Origin of the sequence: Pedobacter sandarakinus (genome assembly GCF_026240095.1) — a bacterium.
GTDB lineage: Bacteria > Bacteroidota > Bacteroidia > Sphingobacteriales > Sphingobacteriaceae > Pedobacter > Pedobacter sandarakinus.
This window is the reverse complement of the sequence record NZ_JAPIVG010000001.1, coordinates 1,103,262-1,118,646: the sequence shown is the minus strand read 5'-3', so window position 1 is coordinate 1,118,646 and position 15,385 is coordinate 1,103,262. Positions and strand designations below refer to the sequence as shown.

The 15,385-nt window shown below is 40.6% G+C and carries 10 protein-coding genes; 3 read left to right on the top strand and 7 right to left on the bottom strand.

Features of this window, described 5'->3' with window-relative positions; translation table 11 throughout:
* Nucleotides 1–5: 5 nt before the first annotated feature.
* The 6 genes from OQ268_RS04760 to OQ268_RS04735 all read right to left on the bottom strand — a co-directional run bounded on the left by OQ268_RS04760 (nucleotide 6) and on the right by OQ268_RS04735 (nucleotide 11,395).
* Nucleotides 6–1,025, bottom strand: coding sequence for a PorP/SprF family type IX secretion system membrane protein (locus OQ268_RS04760; RefSeq protein WP_265854954.1), 1,020 nt, complete (start codon nucleotides 1,023–1,025; stop codon nucleotides 6–8).
* On the bottom strand, nucleotides 1,022–6,892 hold the full coding sequence (locus OQ268_RS04755; protein WP_265854953.1) for a PKD domain-containing protein: 5,871 nt from the start codon (nucleotides 6,890–6,892) through the stop codon (nucleotides 1,022–1,024). The genes OQ268_RS04760 and OQ268_RS04755 overlap by 4 nt, the downstream gene beginning before the upstream one ends.
* Before the next feature lie 358 nt (nucleotides 6,893–7,250).
* A complete protein-coding gene (groL, locus tag OQ268_RS04750; protein WP_265854952.1) occupies nucleotides 7,251–8,885 on the bottom strand; it encodes a chaperonin GroEL in 1,635 nt (544 codons plus the stop codon).
* A gap of 86 nt (nucleotides 8,886–8,971) precedes the next feature.
* A complete protein-coding gene (locus OQ268_RS04745) occupies nucleotides 8,972–9,262 on the bottom strand; it encodes a co-chaperone GroES (RefSeq protein ID WP_029281770.1) in 291 nt (96 codons plus the stop codon).
* Between the two features lie 355 nt (nucleotides 9,263–9,617).
* The gene (locus tag OQ268_RS04740) at nucleotides 9,618–10,547 is read right to left on the bottom strand and encodes a TolB-like translocation protein (protein ID WP_265854951.1); all 930 of its coding nucleotides are present in this window, start codon (nucleotides 10,545–10,547) and stop codon (nucleotides 9,618–9,620) included.
* Nucleotides 10,548–10,633: 86 nt separating this feature from the next.
* Nucleotides 10,634–11,395 (bottom strand): DUF4197 domain-containing protein, encoded by a 762-nt coding sequence (locus tag OQ268_RS04735; protein WP_265854950.1) that lies wholly within the window; start codon nucleotides 11,393–11,395, stop codon nucleotides 10,634–10,636.
* 188 nt (nucleotides 11,396–11,583) lie between these two features.
* Between OQ268_RS04735 and OQ268_RS04730 the strand changes: the two genes are divergently transcribed.
* The 3 genes from OQ268_RS04730 to OQ268_RS04720 are packed head-to-tail and all read left to right on the top strand — an operon-like array spanning nucleotide 11,584 to nucleotide 14,108.
* On the top strand, nucleotides 11,584–12,162 hold the full coding sequence (locus tag OQ268_RS04730) for an RNA polymerase sigma factor (protein WP_265854949.1): 579 nt from the start codon (nucleotides 11,584–11,586) through the stop codon (nucleotides 12,160–12,162).
* Nucleotides 12,155–13,456, top strand: coding sequence for a carboxypeptidase-like regulatory domain-containing protein (locus OQ268_RS04725; RefSeq protein WP_265854948.1), 1,302 nt, complete (start codon nucleotides 12,155–12,157; stop codon nucleotides 13,454–13,456). The genes OQ268_RS04730 and OQ268_RS04725 overlap by 8 nt, the downstream gene beginning before the upstream one ends.
* A 40-nt stretch (nucleotides 13,457–13,496) precedes the next feature.
* Nucleotides 13,497–14,108 (top strand): FMN-binding negative transcriptional regulator, encoded by a 612-nt coding sequence (locus tag OQ268_RS04720; protein WP_265854947.1) that lies wholly within the window; start codon nucleotides 13,497–13,499, stop codon nucleotides 14,106–14,108.
* Between the two features lie 264 nt (nucleotides 14,109–14,372).
* Here the strand turns inward: OQ268_RS04720 and OQ268_RS04715 are convergent, their stop codons facing one another.
* Complete coding sequence (locus tag OQ268_RS04715; RefSeq protein WP_265854946.1) at nucleotides 14,373–15,383, bottom strand: inorganic phosphate transporter; 1,011 nt, start codon at nucleotides 15,381–15,383, stop codon at nucleotides 14,373–14,375.
* Nucleotides 15,384–15,385 lie beyond the last annotated feature (2 nt).

Below are 15,385 nucleotides of genomic sequence, written 5' to 3'. Positions count from 1 at the left end.
GCAAATTAGTAAAAATCGTAACATCTTAACCCGTTTGCCCGACCGCCATTAGAACTATTTGGAAAATATTTCTCATAGCCGACGCCTATTTCTGAGGTTCCACCGGTATTGGTATAGTTTATTTTAGAAGTTGTAGCATCATGACTAATACCCAATCTTATTTTTTCACCATTGGTTCTCCGATTGAAAATATCAAAAATTACAGAGAAAACGATGGCATCGTTTCCATTGGTACCACCATCATTACGGTACCAAACTCCGGCGTTAATACCTGCATATTTGTACTGGGTGCCTAAGCTAAATGAAAACACGTTTGCTTGTTTGTATGCTACTATGGAAGGGATTAGGTAACTCCCATCCCGATCGTATTGATCTGGTATGAGAGTAAGCTTATAGCTCATGTTGGCAGAAACACGCATTGGTAGTTTTGCCTGAAACCCAGAAAGCGATTCATCGGGCTTGTTTAGGTGATGTACAGCCGTTCCCATCATAAAATTGCCGTATACGAGGTTTGCGCCCGCGTTGGCATCGAGGTAAAAACGGCTATCTACATTTGGCCGTTCAGCTCCAGAGATAGTTCCAGGCAGATACCCTGTATTTATATCTACCTGATCGCCAAATACCAGTCTGTCCCAATTTAAGGTTTGGTTGGTGATACCTGCCTGCAGGCCAAAAGATATTGCAAAATCGTCTCCCCCGATAATGTAGGAGTAGCTAGCGGCGATATTGTTCTTAAGCAGATAAGCTGTTCCTTCACTACTTCTATTAAAAATCAGCCCGATACCACTATTGATTTGGTGTAAGTTTAAATCTGCAGATGCGCTGATATAGGAGAAATCGCTTGCTAAACCTGTCCATTGATTGCGGTAAAGTGCATTCAGCCGGATATCGCCTTCAAATTGGCCGGTTAAAGCCGGGTTAAGGTATATTGGCGCATTATAAAATTGCGAATAGATGTGGTCTTGCCCAAAACAAATGATAGACAATATGGAAAGCAGCAAACAGAATATCAACCTCTTCATCATCTTATTAAATATATTACACCAGTTTTTCGTGGAGCAGACGAATCATATGTCATGCCTTTCCAATCGGACCCATTAATAAATTTCACCTCAATTTTCCAATAGTAAACACCTTGGGGTTGTTCCTGTCCGTTATAGGTTCCATCCCATCCTTCTAAGGGCGCCCCATCATCAAGCTTTGTGGTTTCCCATAAAAGCTGTCCCCATTTGTTAAAAATTGACATTTTCCATTCTTTAATTCCCCGACCCTTAGCCTTAAAAGTCTTGATTTCGTTTTTAGCGCTGGCTGGCATAAAAGAATTGGGTACATTCAGGTTTCCAGGTACGCCAATAATTCTTACCGATTGGGTGGTGGTGGCAGAGCAGCCTTCTTTGTTTAAGATCTTTAGTGTTACCGTGTATGTGCCTTCGTTAGCGTACGTATGACTAGGGTTTTGCAGGGTAGAAACAGCACCATCACCAAAGTTCCATTCCCATGTGGCGGCGCCAATACTTACATCTTTAAAACCAAAGGTGTAGTTTGGTATAGCTGTTTCATTGCCAGGCGTTACTGAGAAGTTAGCTGTTGGCGGAGGAACAACAAATATGGTTTGTGGTAAGGTTACGGTATTGCTGCAACCGAAACTATTAATAGCGGTTAGGCTCACTACAAAGTTCTTGCCTACGCCTTTGAAGCTATGTGTAGGTTCGAAAGCTGTTGAGGTGGTGCCATCACCAAAGTCCCACAAATAAGCAATGGCATCTTTGGTACTATTCTTAAACTTCACTTCTACCCCATCACAGCCACTTATTTTATCGGCGGTAAAACTCACTGTGGGCTGCACCAAAACTTCTATTTCTTCTTCTGTTTGCGCATTGGAACAGCCGTTTGATGCGTAAAGTATGATTTTGTATTTTCCAGCCTTCAAGAAGGTATGTGATACAACTTCCGGAGCCGAGTGGGTTAACGCAGTGCTTCCATCGCCGAAATCATAAACAAAATTGTTTCCGCCTTTGGTATTGTTATAAAAATCTACTTTAAACGGCGCACAGCCTTTAAGTTGATTACTATTTACAACGAGCTCGGCCACAATATTATTTGGAGAAGCATTGATCGTGTAAGACGATTCGTTCGTACCACATTCGTTAGTTGCAACCATTTTCACCACATAATCTTTAACCACCAATGTTGTGTACGTATGCGAAACACTACTTTTATCTGTTTTGGTTATCGTTGTACCATCTCCAAAATCGAAAGTATAAGTGCCGCTATTGCCAGGTGAGGTATTGCTGAAAGTTACCGTAAATGGAGAGCATCCTGCTGTTTTATCTGGTGAAAAAATAGCTACCGGCAAAGCCTTTACAAACACTTCAGATGTTTGGGTGGTAACACCACAAGAGGTTATTGCCGTCAAGGTTATGGTATAGGTAACATCTTTGCCACTTGCATCTGGCTGGTAGATAACAGCAGGAGGTTGCGCTAAGTTGGAGGTAGTGCCATTCCCAAAATCCCATTTAAAGGTTGCTGCAGTTAAAGAGTTAGAGGTGTTTGTAAAGCGCACATTTAGTGGGCCACAGCCTTGCGTAGTATTTTGGGTATAAGAAGCTGTTACACTTTGTGGTGTAGAAAACGTATGCGAAATTTCATCACCACTACATCCTAGGCTACTACTTACCACGAGTTTGATTACAACAGTTTGATTTTGATTTGCAATGGTATAACCTGGAAAATCTACGCCCGTGCCAATCTGCACATTGTTAGCAAACCAGGTGTAGGTAGCATTCCGGTCTGGATATGGGGTGGCTACAACATTAGTTGCATTGATTACAAATGGCGCACAAGATTGGTCTGTTGCTACAGTAAATGCGGCCTTCGCCGGAAGATTTACAATAATTTTAACTGCGGCACTTGTATCTGTGCCACAAGATCCGCTGGTTACTACACGCCTGTAAAGTTGAGTTACCGTTGGTTGCGGGGGTGTATAATTGATGGAGATTGCACCCAGAATATCTGTGTAGTTTAATCCATCTATACTTAATTGCCATTGGTAATTATAAATACCTGTTCCTCCTGTTGGAGTGGTGCCCCTTAAAGGTGTAATGGGGTTTCCCAAACATATGGCCTGGTCGGCAGAAACCAGATTGTTTCCAATTGGAGGAAGTATAATTACCTTAACTTCGTTACTAACCGAAGTACATATGGTACTGTTTACCAATCTTCTGTAAAAGGTAGAAACCGAATTCGAAACTGTTAAATCTTTATTATTGGCAGCAGAAATATCTATCAAGGTAGTTCCATCGGTGCTACTTTGCCATTGATAAGTGAATGCACCTGATCCACCGGTAGGTATATCGCCGCTAATGGTAACACTCTGACCACTGCAGATTGGCAAAGGCGACAATGCAATGGTGTTTGTAATTGGAGATAAATAAGTTATTGTAGTTTCAGATGATGTAGGTGGACAGCCCGCAAAGCCGGAAATTGTCCATCTGAAAGTATATACTTCACCAGAAACTAAACCAGATACACCCGTATTAAACAACGTTGGATTGGCAAAGGAAACTCCATTTTGTCCTGATACCAGCGTCCATAATCCTTTATTTGGTGCTGGATTATTTCCGCTTAGCGCCACACCATTACCACTGCAAATGTTTTGGTTAGCCCCAGCATCTGCTACTACGGTAGCTGGGTTAATTGTAATGGTAGTAACAGATGACACCGCTTCTGAACATATCCCATTCTGAACTACAGCCCTAAATTTGGTAGTTACAATCAAATTATTGAATGTTAAAGGATTTGTTGTAGCGGATATTGTAGACCATGTGGTTCCATTGTCGATTGATTTCTCCCATCTTACAATGTCGCCTACCTGCCCTGTTAAGGATATTATTCCGGTATTAATCCCCGAACAAAGGTCTAAATCCGTACCAGAAGTGCCACCAAAGCTTGGCTGGTTAACAGTAATTTGTACATCATCATTACTACTGCTACAAATGCCATCGCTAATTGTCCATCTAAGCACATAAGTGTTGCCAGGAAGTAAACCTGAAACTATAGCGTTGCTTTTAGTGTCATCAGAAAAAGTTACAGGGTTTGGAGCATTAACAATTGTCCATTTTCCGTTCCCGATAATGGCAGCATTGCCTTTAAGGGTATAACTTGTGGCATTGCAGATGCGTTCGTCTGCCCCCGCATTGGCTAGCGTAGCGCTTGGCATTACGCTAATTGTTATGGAAGTTGGAATACCCACACATCCTCCTGCCGTTACCGGGGTAATAGTGTACGTAACTGATCCGGAAACATTGCTGGTATTGATAAGAATATCATCAATTTGATTTGAAGAAGTTGCAACCGGGCGATCTGTGTTTCCAGTGATACTACCCGTCACACTACTGTTATATAGGTAATTGATATTTGGTGCGTTCGATGTTAATGTGATGAAAGTTCCGCTGTTATTGCAAATGCTCATTTTTACGGCGCTAGCTGTTACATTAGGTTTCGGTATTACCGTAACTACCAGATTAAAAGGAGTGCCTGTACAACCATCTTTGCTCGGTGTAATAACGTAGGTTACCGTACCGTTGGCTGCGAGATTTGTGTTGGTCAACACATCATTAATATTGCCAGTTCCTGAAGATGTAAACCCCGTCACATTTGAAGTTCCACTAGCGGTCCAGTTGAATACTGTACCACTCACAGCACTGGCAGGCGTATAGGCTACACTATTTCCACTGCAGATGGTAATAGAAGAGGAGGAGGTCAATCCTAAATCTGGCTTAATTGTAAGGATCAGGTCATCATCAATCTGATTACAAGGTGCGGCAAGCGCAGTTGTAGCCCGTAGCCTTAGGGTAACTGTGCCAAGCTTTTTTTCTGCAGCCGTAGGCGTGTAAACGGCATTCAGTGCATTTCTATTTGGCGTAAAAGTACCGCTGCCACCAACCCAGGTTTGCGTACTTGTGGTTCCAGTAATAACTCCCGAAAGGTTAAAGCCCGCTTCTGTGAAACAAATGGTTTGATCCGGACCTGCATTAACAACAGGTGCCGTTGTAAAAGTGAGTTTTTGGGTAGCAGTAACCGATCCGCAGTTGTTTTTATGCGTTACACTAACAGTATAGGTGTCGTAGCTATCAAATTTTATTGAAGGATATTTGGATTTGTTATTACTTCCTGATGCAAAACTATAAGTACCAGGACCAGAAGGCACAACAACCCAGGTATATGTATCGGAGCTTTCCTGGGCAGTTCCGGAGATTATGGTTTTAGTAGGACTGGATGTTGTGTTATTGAAATCGTAAGTGGCCAGGTTACAAAGTGTTAAATCTGGCGAAAGCGTGGCAGTTGGAGATGAATTAACAATTACTGTTTGAGGCAATGATACCACCGATCCACAGGAGGGCGTTGTAATGTTTAAAGTGATAGTATAAACTCCCGGAGTGGCGAAATTAAATTCGGGAGATTTACTAGCGGCATTGGTACCATTCGCATAAGCTACAGCGGGTGTTACACTCCATGAGTAAACATTTGCAGCATCACAGATATTGTCAACAATAGAAAGATCTGTTGGCTTCAAAATACTACCCGAGCAAATGGTCGTTTGGGGTAATGTAAAAATAGGTTTTGGTGGATCTTGAATACAGATTTTCATCTCCACAGGATCAGCATCGCAGGCACCCGAACTTGTAGATTCGAGCCTAATGATGTGTTCGCCATGCGTTAAGAATTTGGTAACCAGGTTAAAAGATCGTGGCTTATTAACAGCAGTGATTACACCATCAATAAACCAATTATAGGTGATAATATTGGGCGAACATTCAGGGGTGTTGGTGTCGGGGTTTTCTCCTAAAACAGAAGTGTTTTCGAAAGTTATGTTGGTATTTGTACATCCCGGAGAGGTAAAAGCAAACGAATTGGTGGGTTTTACAACCACCTTTGCAGAAGAAGATACGGGTGTACCTACCGTTCCGCAGAAAGTATTAGAAACATTTATCGTTACAGGAAAGGCATTGAAAATAGTACCGGCACTGGTTATCGAGGTACTTCCGCAAGACGACCTGTTATAAGCATGCCCAACCTTACCTCCATTGTTTTTGATATCGCAAAGGGTATATTCTGTTGAAGTTGCATCGCCCCACACAATAGTATAAATATCGCCGGGAAAGTTGTTTTGGATTCCAGAAACCGAGGTAAAATCAACATTGAACTCCAATTGCCCAACAGGTAAACAAACAATGTTATTTCCCGAAGTTCCGAAGGCGGTTATTGTTCTATTGTTAATTAAGAGATAAGCCTTTGTGCCGACAGTACCATCGGGCATTACCGCCTTTGCAAGAATTGTATAATGCGCCTGATCGGCAACAAAACTTTGAATGGGTGTAGGAAAATTTAACGCGGTTGTACCCCCTAAAAGCTCATTGGTAATGCTTGCTGTAACGGAAGCAGAGTTAGTGGACTCATTGTTGATGAAAAACTGATTGTTGGCTTTACTAATACAAGTACCAAAAGTCTCGGTATTTGCGGCATTTAAGTAATTTGATGTAAGTTTCGCCTCTACAGCCGAGGCTGCCTTAATTTCGAATGCAGCGGATTCTGTACTTACTGAAACTGGGCTTGTTGTCTTAATGCGGAGCTTATAACCAACACCTGGCACAATACCCGAAGTTGGGATAACACCATTGACATATGTGCTATAGAAACCCGTATAAGTTCCAATCAACTTTTCCGAGCCAAAATTCCCATTCTGATCAGACAGATAAAGCTGAAAGATGTTGCCTTTTTCAGTACAACCGTTGGCAATTTTGAATGGCGCTGCAATGGTGCTTCCAGGTGCGAATGGACCTTTATCAACGGTTCCAATGGTAATCTGGCCAAAACAAAAAGACGTAAACAAAATTAACCCTAAAAACAGGGGGAAAAACGGCCATCTCCTCATCTAACGGGGCTTCTTAATCTCAAACACTTCGGGACAATAATAATATGCTAAATCAATCGGGTGTACCATTGTCTGATTAACACCTACCTAGTTATGAGTATTGAGCTCTCATACTCATCGTTCAACATCTAAAGTCAAAGAACGTAATCTTTCTATTACACAAATAAATATTTACACCAATACAAATCAACCACTTCACGTTTTAGGAATAAAATCGGTTTAGTAGAATTTAAAGGCACAAAAAAAAACCTTGAGATAAATTATCCCAAGGTTTTTTTTACACGAAATAGTTTCGCGAATATGGTTTCAATACGGATTACATCATGCCACCCATACCGCCACCGCCCATTGGAGGCATTGGCGCAGCTGCTTCTTCAGGATCATCTGCAAGAACAACTTCTGTAGTTAATAACATAGCTGCAATTGACGCTGCGTTTTCTAAAGCAACACGAGATACTTTAGTTGGATCAATAACACCTGCACCGATTAAGTTTTCGTAAGCACCAGTACGGGCATTGTAACCATAATCTGCCGTACCTTCTTTAACTTTCTGAACTACGATAGAACCTTCAACACCTGCATTTTCACAGATTTGACGTAATGGCTCTTCGATAGCACGACGGATGATTTGAATACCAGTATTTTCATCTTCGTTAAGGCCTTTCAAATCAGCAATAGACGCTACCGCACGGATGAAAGCAACACCACCACCTGCAACAATACCTTCTTCTACTGCTGCACGGGTCGCATGTAAAGCATCATCAACACGGTCTTTTTTCTCTTTCATCTCAACTTCACTTGCTGCACCAACATAAAGAACCGCAACACCGCCAGCTAATTTAGCTAAACGCTCTTGTAATTTTTCTTTGTCGTAATCAGATGTAGTGGTTTCAATTTGAGCTTTGATTTGGCTCACTCGAGATTTAATGTCATCAGAATTACCGGCACCATTAATTACAGTAGTGTTATCCTTATCAACAACAACTTTCTCAGCAGAACCTAGGTAAGTTAAATCAGCGTTTTCTAATTTGTAACCTCTTTCTTCTGATACAACAATACCACCTGTTAAAATTGCGATATCTTCTAGCATTGCTTTTCTTCTATCGCCAAATCCTGGTGCTTTAACAGCAACAACTTTTAATGAACCGCGGATTTTGTTTACCACTAAAGTAGCCAATGCTTCACCATCTAAATCTTCAGAAATGATAACCAATGGTTTACCAGTTTGTACTGTTTTCTCTAAAACCGGCAACAATTCTTTCATGTTGCTGATCTTTTTATCGTAAATTAAAATGTAAGGATTATCTAATTCTGCTTCCATTTTATCAGCATTGGTAACAAAATATGGAGATAAGTAACCTCTATCAAATTGCATACCTTCTACTGTTTTCACTTCAGTTTCAGTACCTTTTGCTTCTTCAACAGTAATTACACCATCTTTACCCACTTTACCCATTGCCTCGGCAATTAATGCACCAATCACCTCATCATTATTAGCTGAGATAGAAGCTACTTGCTTAATTTTGTTGTTGTCTTCACCAACCGTTTGCGATTGCGTTTTTAGGTTCTCTACAACAGCTGCAACAGCTTTGTCTATACCACGTTTTAAATCCATTGGATTTGCACCCGCAGCAACATTTTTAATACCTGTAGTAATAATGGCTTGTGCTAAAACCGTAGCAGTTGTAGTTCCATCACCAGCAATATCTGCTGTTTTAGAAGCTACTTCTTTAACCATTTGAGCGCCCATGTTTTCAACCGCATCTTTCAATTCGATTTCTTTTGCAACAGTTACACCATCTTTAGTAATTGCCGGAGAACCAAATTTCTTGTCGATAATTACGTTACGGCCTTTCGGGCCTAATGTTACCTTTACTGCGTTAGCTAAGATATCAACGCCACGTTTCAGGGCGTCGCGGGCTTCTACATTATATTTTACTTGTTTTGACATTTTTGTTTTTATTTTTAGAATTACGACTTACGATCTGTTAAACCGCATCATCTTATCATTTTAACTTCTATTTTTAACTTAAAGAATTACCCAACTACCGCGTAGATATCTGTTTCACGCATAATTAAGTAGTCTTTTCCTTCATAAGGAAATTCGGTACCACCATATTTACCATAAATAACAACATCGCCAACTTTTACACTAGCTTTTTTACCGTCAGCATCCTCTTCAGAAACAGAAACTACAGTTCCTTTAGATGGTTTTTCTTTCGCAGTATCAGGGATATACAAACCCGATGCAGTTTTCTCTTCTGCCGCAGCCGGTTCAACTATTACTCTGTTCGAACTGCCAGCAATTGGTTTAAGGTTTAACGCCATAACTTTTATTATTTTTTATTTTGATTTAAGTTTTTTAACTAAGCATACAATTAACACTTTTTATGCCAATAGGTTTTCAGGGACAAATTTGCACCTGTACTGTCAAAATCAAAACAAATCAAGAATAGAAGGTGTCAGCTTGGCAGAATGACCAGCCTTCTAAATGGCATTTATTTTTGAAAAGGTATTGGTGATGCTTTTCGGCAGGGTTCGGTCCCGCTTTACACTTCAAGCCCGCCCCGATAAAAAATCAGGAATGCGGGGCTTTACGCTGCAATCGGGTTTATTTTGCACTACAATTGGTCCTTTGTCAACATTCAACCTGTCAAAGTTTAAAATTTGGCAAGAAAGCACATTAATTCGCATTTGGATTTGCGCCCCGCTCTACCAGCGTTTTAACGTTTCCTTCCAAATCCGCAAAATAAACTTTCTGATTGGTAAAAGGCACTGCTGCGCCACTGAAAAATATCCGGTCGTCGGCAGTTACAAAAAGATAAGGTACATTAATCCCCGCAGGCGAGATTCTTGTAATCTTTTTCGTTTTTAAATCTAAGGAGAATACAGATTCCAGTCTCGACTTTAATTCTGCTACACTTTCACCATGGGTTGCGTTAAAAACCAATGTATTTCCATCCTGCGTAAAAAAGAATTTGCTGCTACTAGATAAACCATAATCTTTGCTTATTAACTCGCTTATATCTTGGGTAGTTAATAATTTTCCGGTAGCATCGAAAGTAAATAGTGTATCTAAATTGTGGGCAACGAGTTCTTTATTGCCCTTCCATGTTGGGGCATTGTAACTCACTTTCGAGTGGTTATCCAAAATTACAAAACCGGTATTATCGGGTTTCATTAGCCCAATTTTCCATACACCGTCTTTATTAGAAATACTAAAGGCCACTAAATGACCATCAGGCGCCCAGGTTGCCCCGTAAAAGTTATTGCTGTTGGTTTGTAATTGCAACTGACTCTTGTTTTCTAAATCTGCAATCCAAATGCTCCGCCCGCCAGAAGAATCGGGCACTGTGTAAGCAAACATGTTTCCGTCGGGTGAAATTGCAGGGTCTGTTGCGCCGCCAAATGATATCTGCTTCATGGTATCAATGCTCGTGGCTACAATCTTGTCGCCATCCTGATAGGCCAAAGCGTAACTTTTGCTGCTTAACGATACGGTATCCAAAACAGCTTCAGACTTAGTTGCGGTCTGGTTGCCCGAATTACATCCGAAAAACAAAGTGATACAAACACTAAAAGCGAATAAAAATGGCACCCGAAATTTCATCATGTGCAATTTTACGAATTGTTTTTAAACAAAAAGATCCGGGGAGTTTCCAAACCCAGATCTTTTTAGCTTTATTATTTTAGCAAGACTTATCCTTTCTTTTTATCAGCGTAGCCAAAAACTTTTTGCAATAAGGTAGAGCTTCTCGAACTAAAATTATCCCTGATTTTGAGCTCCTCTTTCGCCACTTCAATAAATAAACCATCAATGGCTTTTTGAGTTACGTATTCTGTTAGGTTGGTATTTACCGGTTTTACTAAAGGCAACCTGTTGTATTGCGTGGTTAAGTCGGTATAATACTTCGTGGCATTTACTTTATTTAAACTTGCGGTAACAATTGGACTAAACTTTTGCATCAACTGCGCCGTTGTAACACGTTTAAAATACTCGGTAGCGGCATCTTTCTTTCCAAGCAATATGTTTGTTGCATCGGTTAAAGTCATTTGCTTAATTGCCGAAATAAATATAGGCTTTGCTTCTGTTGCGGCATCTTCCGCTGCTCTGTTCAAGCTGGTAATCACATTATCGCAAAGCTTATTAAAGCCTAAACCCCTTAAAGTTCTTTCCACTTTTTGTGCTTCAGGAGGCATTAAAATTTTCACAGCTAAGTTCCCTAAAAAGCCATTTTTAACCGATAATCGATCTGCCCCTGCAGATACTCCGATTTGTAGAGCCTCCTTTATACCTTGTCCTATTTCGAATGTAGTGGGCGTTCCCGTTGCATTGGTAGAAGCGCCTTGCTTCTCAATTACCTTTTTAAAAATATCGCCAAGGTTAATTTGGGCATTTGCTTTTGGAGCAAGCGCAAAGCAAATAGCCAGCGATGCGGTTAACATTTTAATTGTAGTCATCTGTGTGTGTTTGGTTTTGTTAAGCAAATCAGCTGCCATAATCTGGCATGGTTTACAAAATAAATATAGCATTTTTAGGGCTGAAAGCTAAGAATGTTAAATTGCCAAAGGTAAATCATCGGCCTATGCCACATCACTCAGAAATATTTTTTATACTTGAATGAAATTTTGACTTAGCTCCCCTTTTTTTGAAGTTTATAAAGTATACAGCTGGAAACACGCAGCAAGATGATGCCAAACTAATTGCCGAGTATAAAAATACTGGCAATTTAGATGCATTGGGATCACTTTATAACAAATATATGCACCTTGTTTTTGGGGTTTGCCTTAATTATTTTAAGGATGAAGAACTAAGCAAAGATGCTGTAATGCAAATTTTCGAGGAACTGGTAGGCAAGCTAAAAATACACGAGGTACAAAATTTCAAAAGCTGGTTGCACGTTTTAACGCGTAACCATTGTTTAATGGCTTTGCGGAAATCGGCAAAACATAGCCATGTTTCCATCGATGATACTTTTGTGGAAAATACAGACCTGGTGCATCTAGATATCGACAACACAAAAGAAACGCAACTTACCATTATGGAAAAGTGCATGGAAACTTTAACCGAAGAACAGCGAAAAAGCGTAGATTTATTTTATCTACAGGAAAAGTGCTATAAAGAGGTAGCCGATATCACCGGCTACGACATGCTAAAGGTAAAGAGCTACATCCAAAATGGTAAGCGGAATTTAAAAATCTGTATAGAGAAGAATAGTGGTGAATAACGATTGGTTAGATATTGATGTATTGGAAGATTACCTGGATGGTAAGCTTGATGCCAAAGCTATGCACTTTGTAGAAAAGCAGGCATTAGAAGATCCATTTGTGGCAGAAGCACTAGAGGGGCTAAAACAATCGCCAAAGCGCAAGCAAACATTATCTATTCTCCAAAAACAGTTGCACGATAGGATTGCAGAAAAGCCAATAAGACGTAAACTTTGGGGCATTACCACACAACGTTTAAGCATTGCTGCTACAGCAACAGTAGCTTTTATTGCGGTAAGCATCTTATTTTTTATGCGTGAAAGCAATCGCAGAAATGCAGAAACTGCCGCTCGGAAGGCCAATGGTGTTATTGTTCGGTTGGATACAAGCACGGCAGTAGCTACAACAAAACCGACTGATACAGCGGCAAATGCGATTGAAGATAGAAAAGCTGCAATAATTGATCAGGCAATTGGAAATGCTAAAACAAATGAGCTGGCAATAAACACAAAGAAAGCACCGCTTGCGCAACGTCCGGCATTCGAAAGCGCGGAGAGCGAAACCGTTGAAGATCTTACTCGTTTTAACAAAGCTAAAGCTACTGCAAATCTCGACGATCGAAAGTCGAACCCTGGTGCCCCACAGCTTAGCGAGGTAGTGGTTGCCCGTGCAGCAGCACCAATGGGTGAAAAAATGGTATTTATTGGAAGTGTTGTAGACCAAAGGAACGGCAACCCCATTCCAGGTGCGGTGGTAAAACTGGCTGGTTCTGACAAAATAACCACAACGAATGTAAACGGCTATTTTGCACTTCCTGCAGATAGTAGCGCTAAAGACAAAGACCTTATCATCAATGCGCTTGGTTTTAAAGAAGAACCAGTAGTGGGCGCTCAAGACCCAAGGGTTATTAGAGAGGCATTAAGTGGCAATAAATCGTTAAACGAAATTGCTTTAATTACCGGAAGTAACGGACGGAAGAAAGAGAACATTCCAGCCCCGAAAATTTTGCTGCGGGCAGAGCAAAATCTTAACGGTAAGCCAACCGAAGAAATTACAAAACCCGTTCCGGTTGCTACAATAGACTATAAACAATATCTCGAAAATAACAACAAGCGTTACAACCCGAAAGGGCCCGAGCAATATGTGGTACTTCGTTTTAAGGTAAAGAAAGATGGCCGGCCTACAGATATTAAGGTTATAAAATCCATCAACAATAAAACAGATGCCGAAGCCAGGAGACTTGTTTTAAATGGGCCAGATTGGGTGCTACCGAAAAACGGCAATAATATTGTCGAAATGAGCATTAAATTTTAACACCCAGCGCTACCGATCATCATTCTTTTATGTAACAGCCATGTACAAACTTTCCTATTTCTCAACTGCTGGTGCACAGGAAGTTTTGCATTTTATGCAACAACATCCTTTTATCACTTTGGTGGGTTTCGATGGCGTGTATCCGGTAGCTACCCAAATTCCGGTAAGTATAGCTAAGACCGGTGATACTCTAAAATTGATTGGTCATGTCATGACAAAAACAGATCATTGCCTTGCGTTTTCAAAAAATCCGAATGTGTTGGCCATCTTCTCAGGCGCACATGCCTATGTAAGTGCATCTGTTTACGAAAATCCTAAATCAGCATCTACCTGGAATTATAAAACAGTTCAAGCAAAGGGAACAATAAGGCTAATGCAGCCGGAAGAGACTTATCAAGTAATAAAGGATTTAACCGATAAGTATGAAAACCCTGCAACCAGCCCTGCCGCATTTAATCAATTAGGCGAAGATTATATTCAAAAACACCTCAAAGCCATCACCGGGTTCGAGATTGCTGTAAATGAAATTGAGCACGTATTTAAATTAAGTCAAAACCATTCCGCTTCAAATCAAGATTCCATCATCAAAGACTTAGAACAAAGTAAAGATTTGTTAGCGCATGACGTAGCCAGAAACATGAAGAAGAAGTAGTACGATGGATTTTACCACACTTATAATGGGCATATTGGGAACTGCTGTTGGCTTTTTGTTAATTAGAAAATATTATTATCAAATCAAGCCCCTAAATTGGTATGATACACTATTTTTAACAGGCCTAAACCTTCTTCTCTTGCCGTTAATTTTTTTGGGTATAGGCCTAACTGCAATTATTAATGAACTTTTAAAGTTGTAAAACAAAAAAGACTAAAGCAAATGCCTTAGTCTTTTTTTTGATAAATATGTTTTTAGGCTGCCCTACTTAAATAAATAAATAACGCCGTAAATAATCGCGGCTAATGTGGCAGAAACCGGAATGGTTAAAATCCAAGCCCAAATTAGATTAATGGTAACGCCCCAACGCACTGCCGAAACACTTTTAACTACACCCACACCTACAATAGATCCGGTAATGGTATGCGTGGTAGAAACCGGGATACCAAAATGTTCGGTTATACCTAGCGTTACTGCACCAGCACCTTCAGCAGCTACGCCTTCTAACGCAGTTACCTTGGTAATTTTAGAACCCATTGTTTTAACAATTTTCCAGCCACCACTCATGGTACCTAAAGAGATTGCGGAGTAACAGGCAATTGGCACCCAGCCAGGCATGGCTTCGAAATCTGGAATTACTTTAGCAGCAATCAAAGCGGTTGCAATAATCCCCATTACCTTCTGGGCATCATTCCCTCCATGGTAAAAGCTCAACGCGGCAGAAGATAAAAGCTGCAAACGTTTAAACCATTTCTCTGCAGTAGCAGGCTTAGCATAGCGACAGATATTGATAATAATTAAAGTTAGAACCACCGAAATTAACATACCAATAATCGGTGCCAACACGATAAAAGAAACAATTTTAATTACATAACCCGTGTTTACGGCATCCAAAGCACTAGCACCTGTAAGCATGGCATGCGTCATCCCTGCACCTGCAAAACCACCAATTAAAGTGTGCGAAGAGCTTGAAGGAATTCCATACCACCAGGTCAACAAATTCCAGATAATGGCGGCAACCAGGCCAGCCAAAATAACCTCCAATGTAATATAGTTTTCTATTACCGTCTTAGCCACTGTATTGGCAACTTTATGGTCGGTAAAATAGAAATAGGCAGCAAAGTTGAAAAGCGCTGCCCACAAAACCGCCTGAAATGGCGTAAGTACTTTTGTAGAAACAACCGTTGCAATCGAGTTAGCGGCATCATGAAAGCCATTAATGTAATCGAAAGCAATGGCCAGAATTACAACAACAACCAATAAGGTAGTTACCATGT

Coding starts and splice junctions, on each gene's coding strand:
- OQ268_RS04735 (WP_265854950.1), bottom strand. CDS start 11,395: ATGACTACAATTAAAATGTTAACCGCATCGCTGGCTATTTGCTTTGCG.
- OQ268_RS04760 (WP_265854954.1), bottom strand. CDS start 1,025: ATGATGAAGAGGTTGATATTCTGTTTGCTGCTTTCCATATTGTCTATC.
- OQ268_RS04720 (WP_265854947.1), top strand. CDS start 13,497: ATGTACAAACTTTCCTATTTCTCAACTGCTGGTGCACAGGAAGTTTTG.
- OQ268_RS04745 (WP_029281770.1), bottom strand. CDS start 9,262: ATGGCGTTAAACCTTAAACCAATTGCTGGCAGTTCGAACAGAGTAATA.
- groL (WP_265854952.1), bottom strand. CDS start 8,885: ATGTCAAAACAAGTAAAATATAATGTAGAAGCCCGCGACGCCCTGAAA.
- OQ268_RS04740 (WP_265854951.1), bottom strand. CDS start 10,547: ATGATGAAATTTCGGGTGCCATTTTTATTCGCTTTTAGTGTTTGTATC.
- OQ268_RS04715 (WP_265854946.1), bottom strand. CDS start 15,383: ATGGTAACTACCTTATTGGTTGTTGTTGTAATTCTGGCCATTGCTTTC.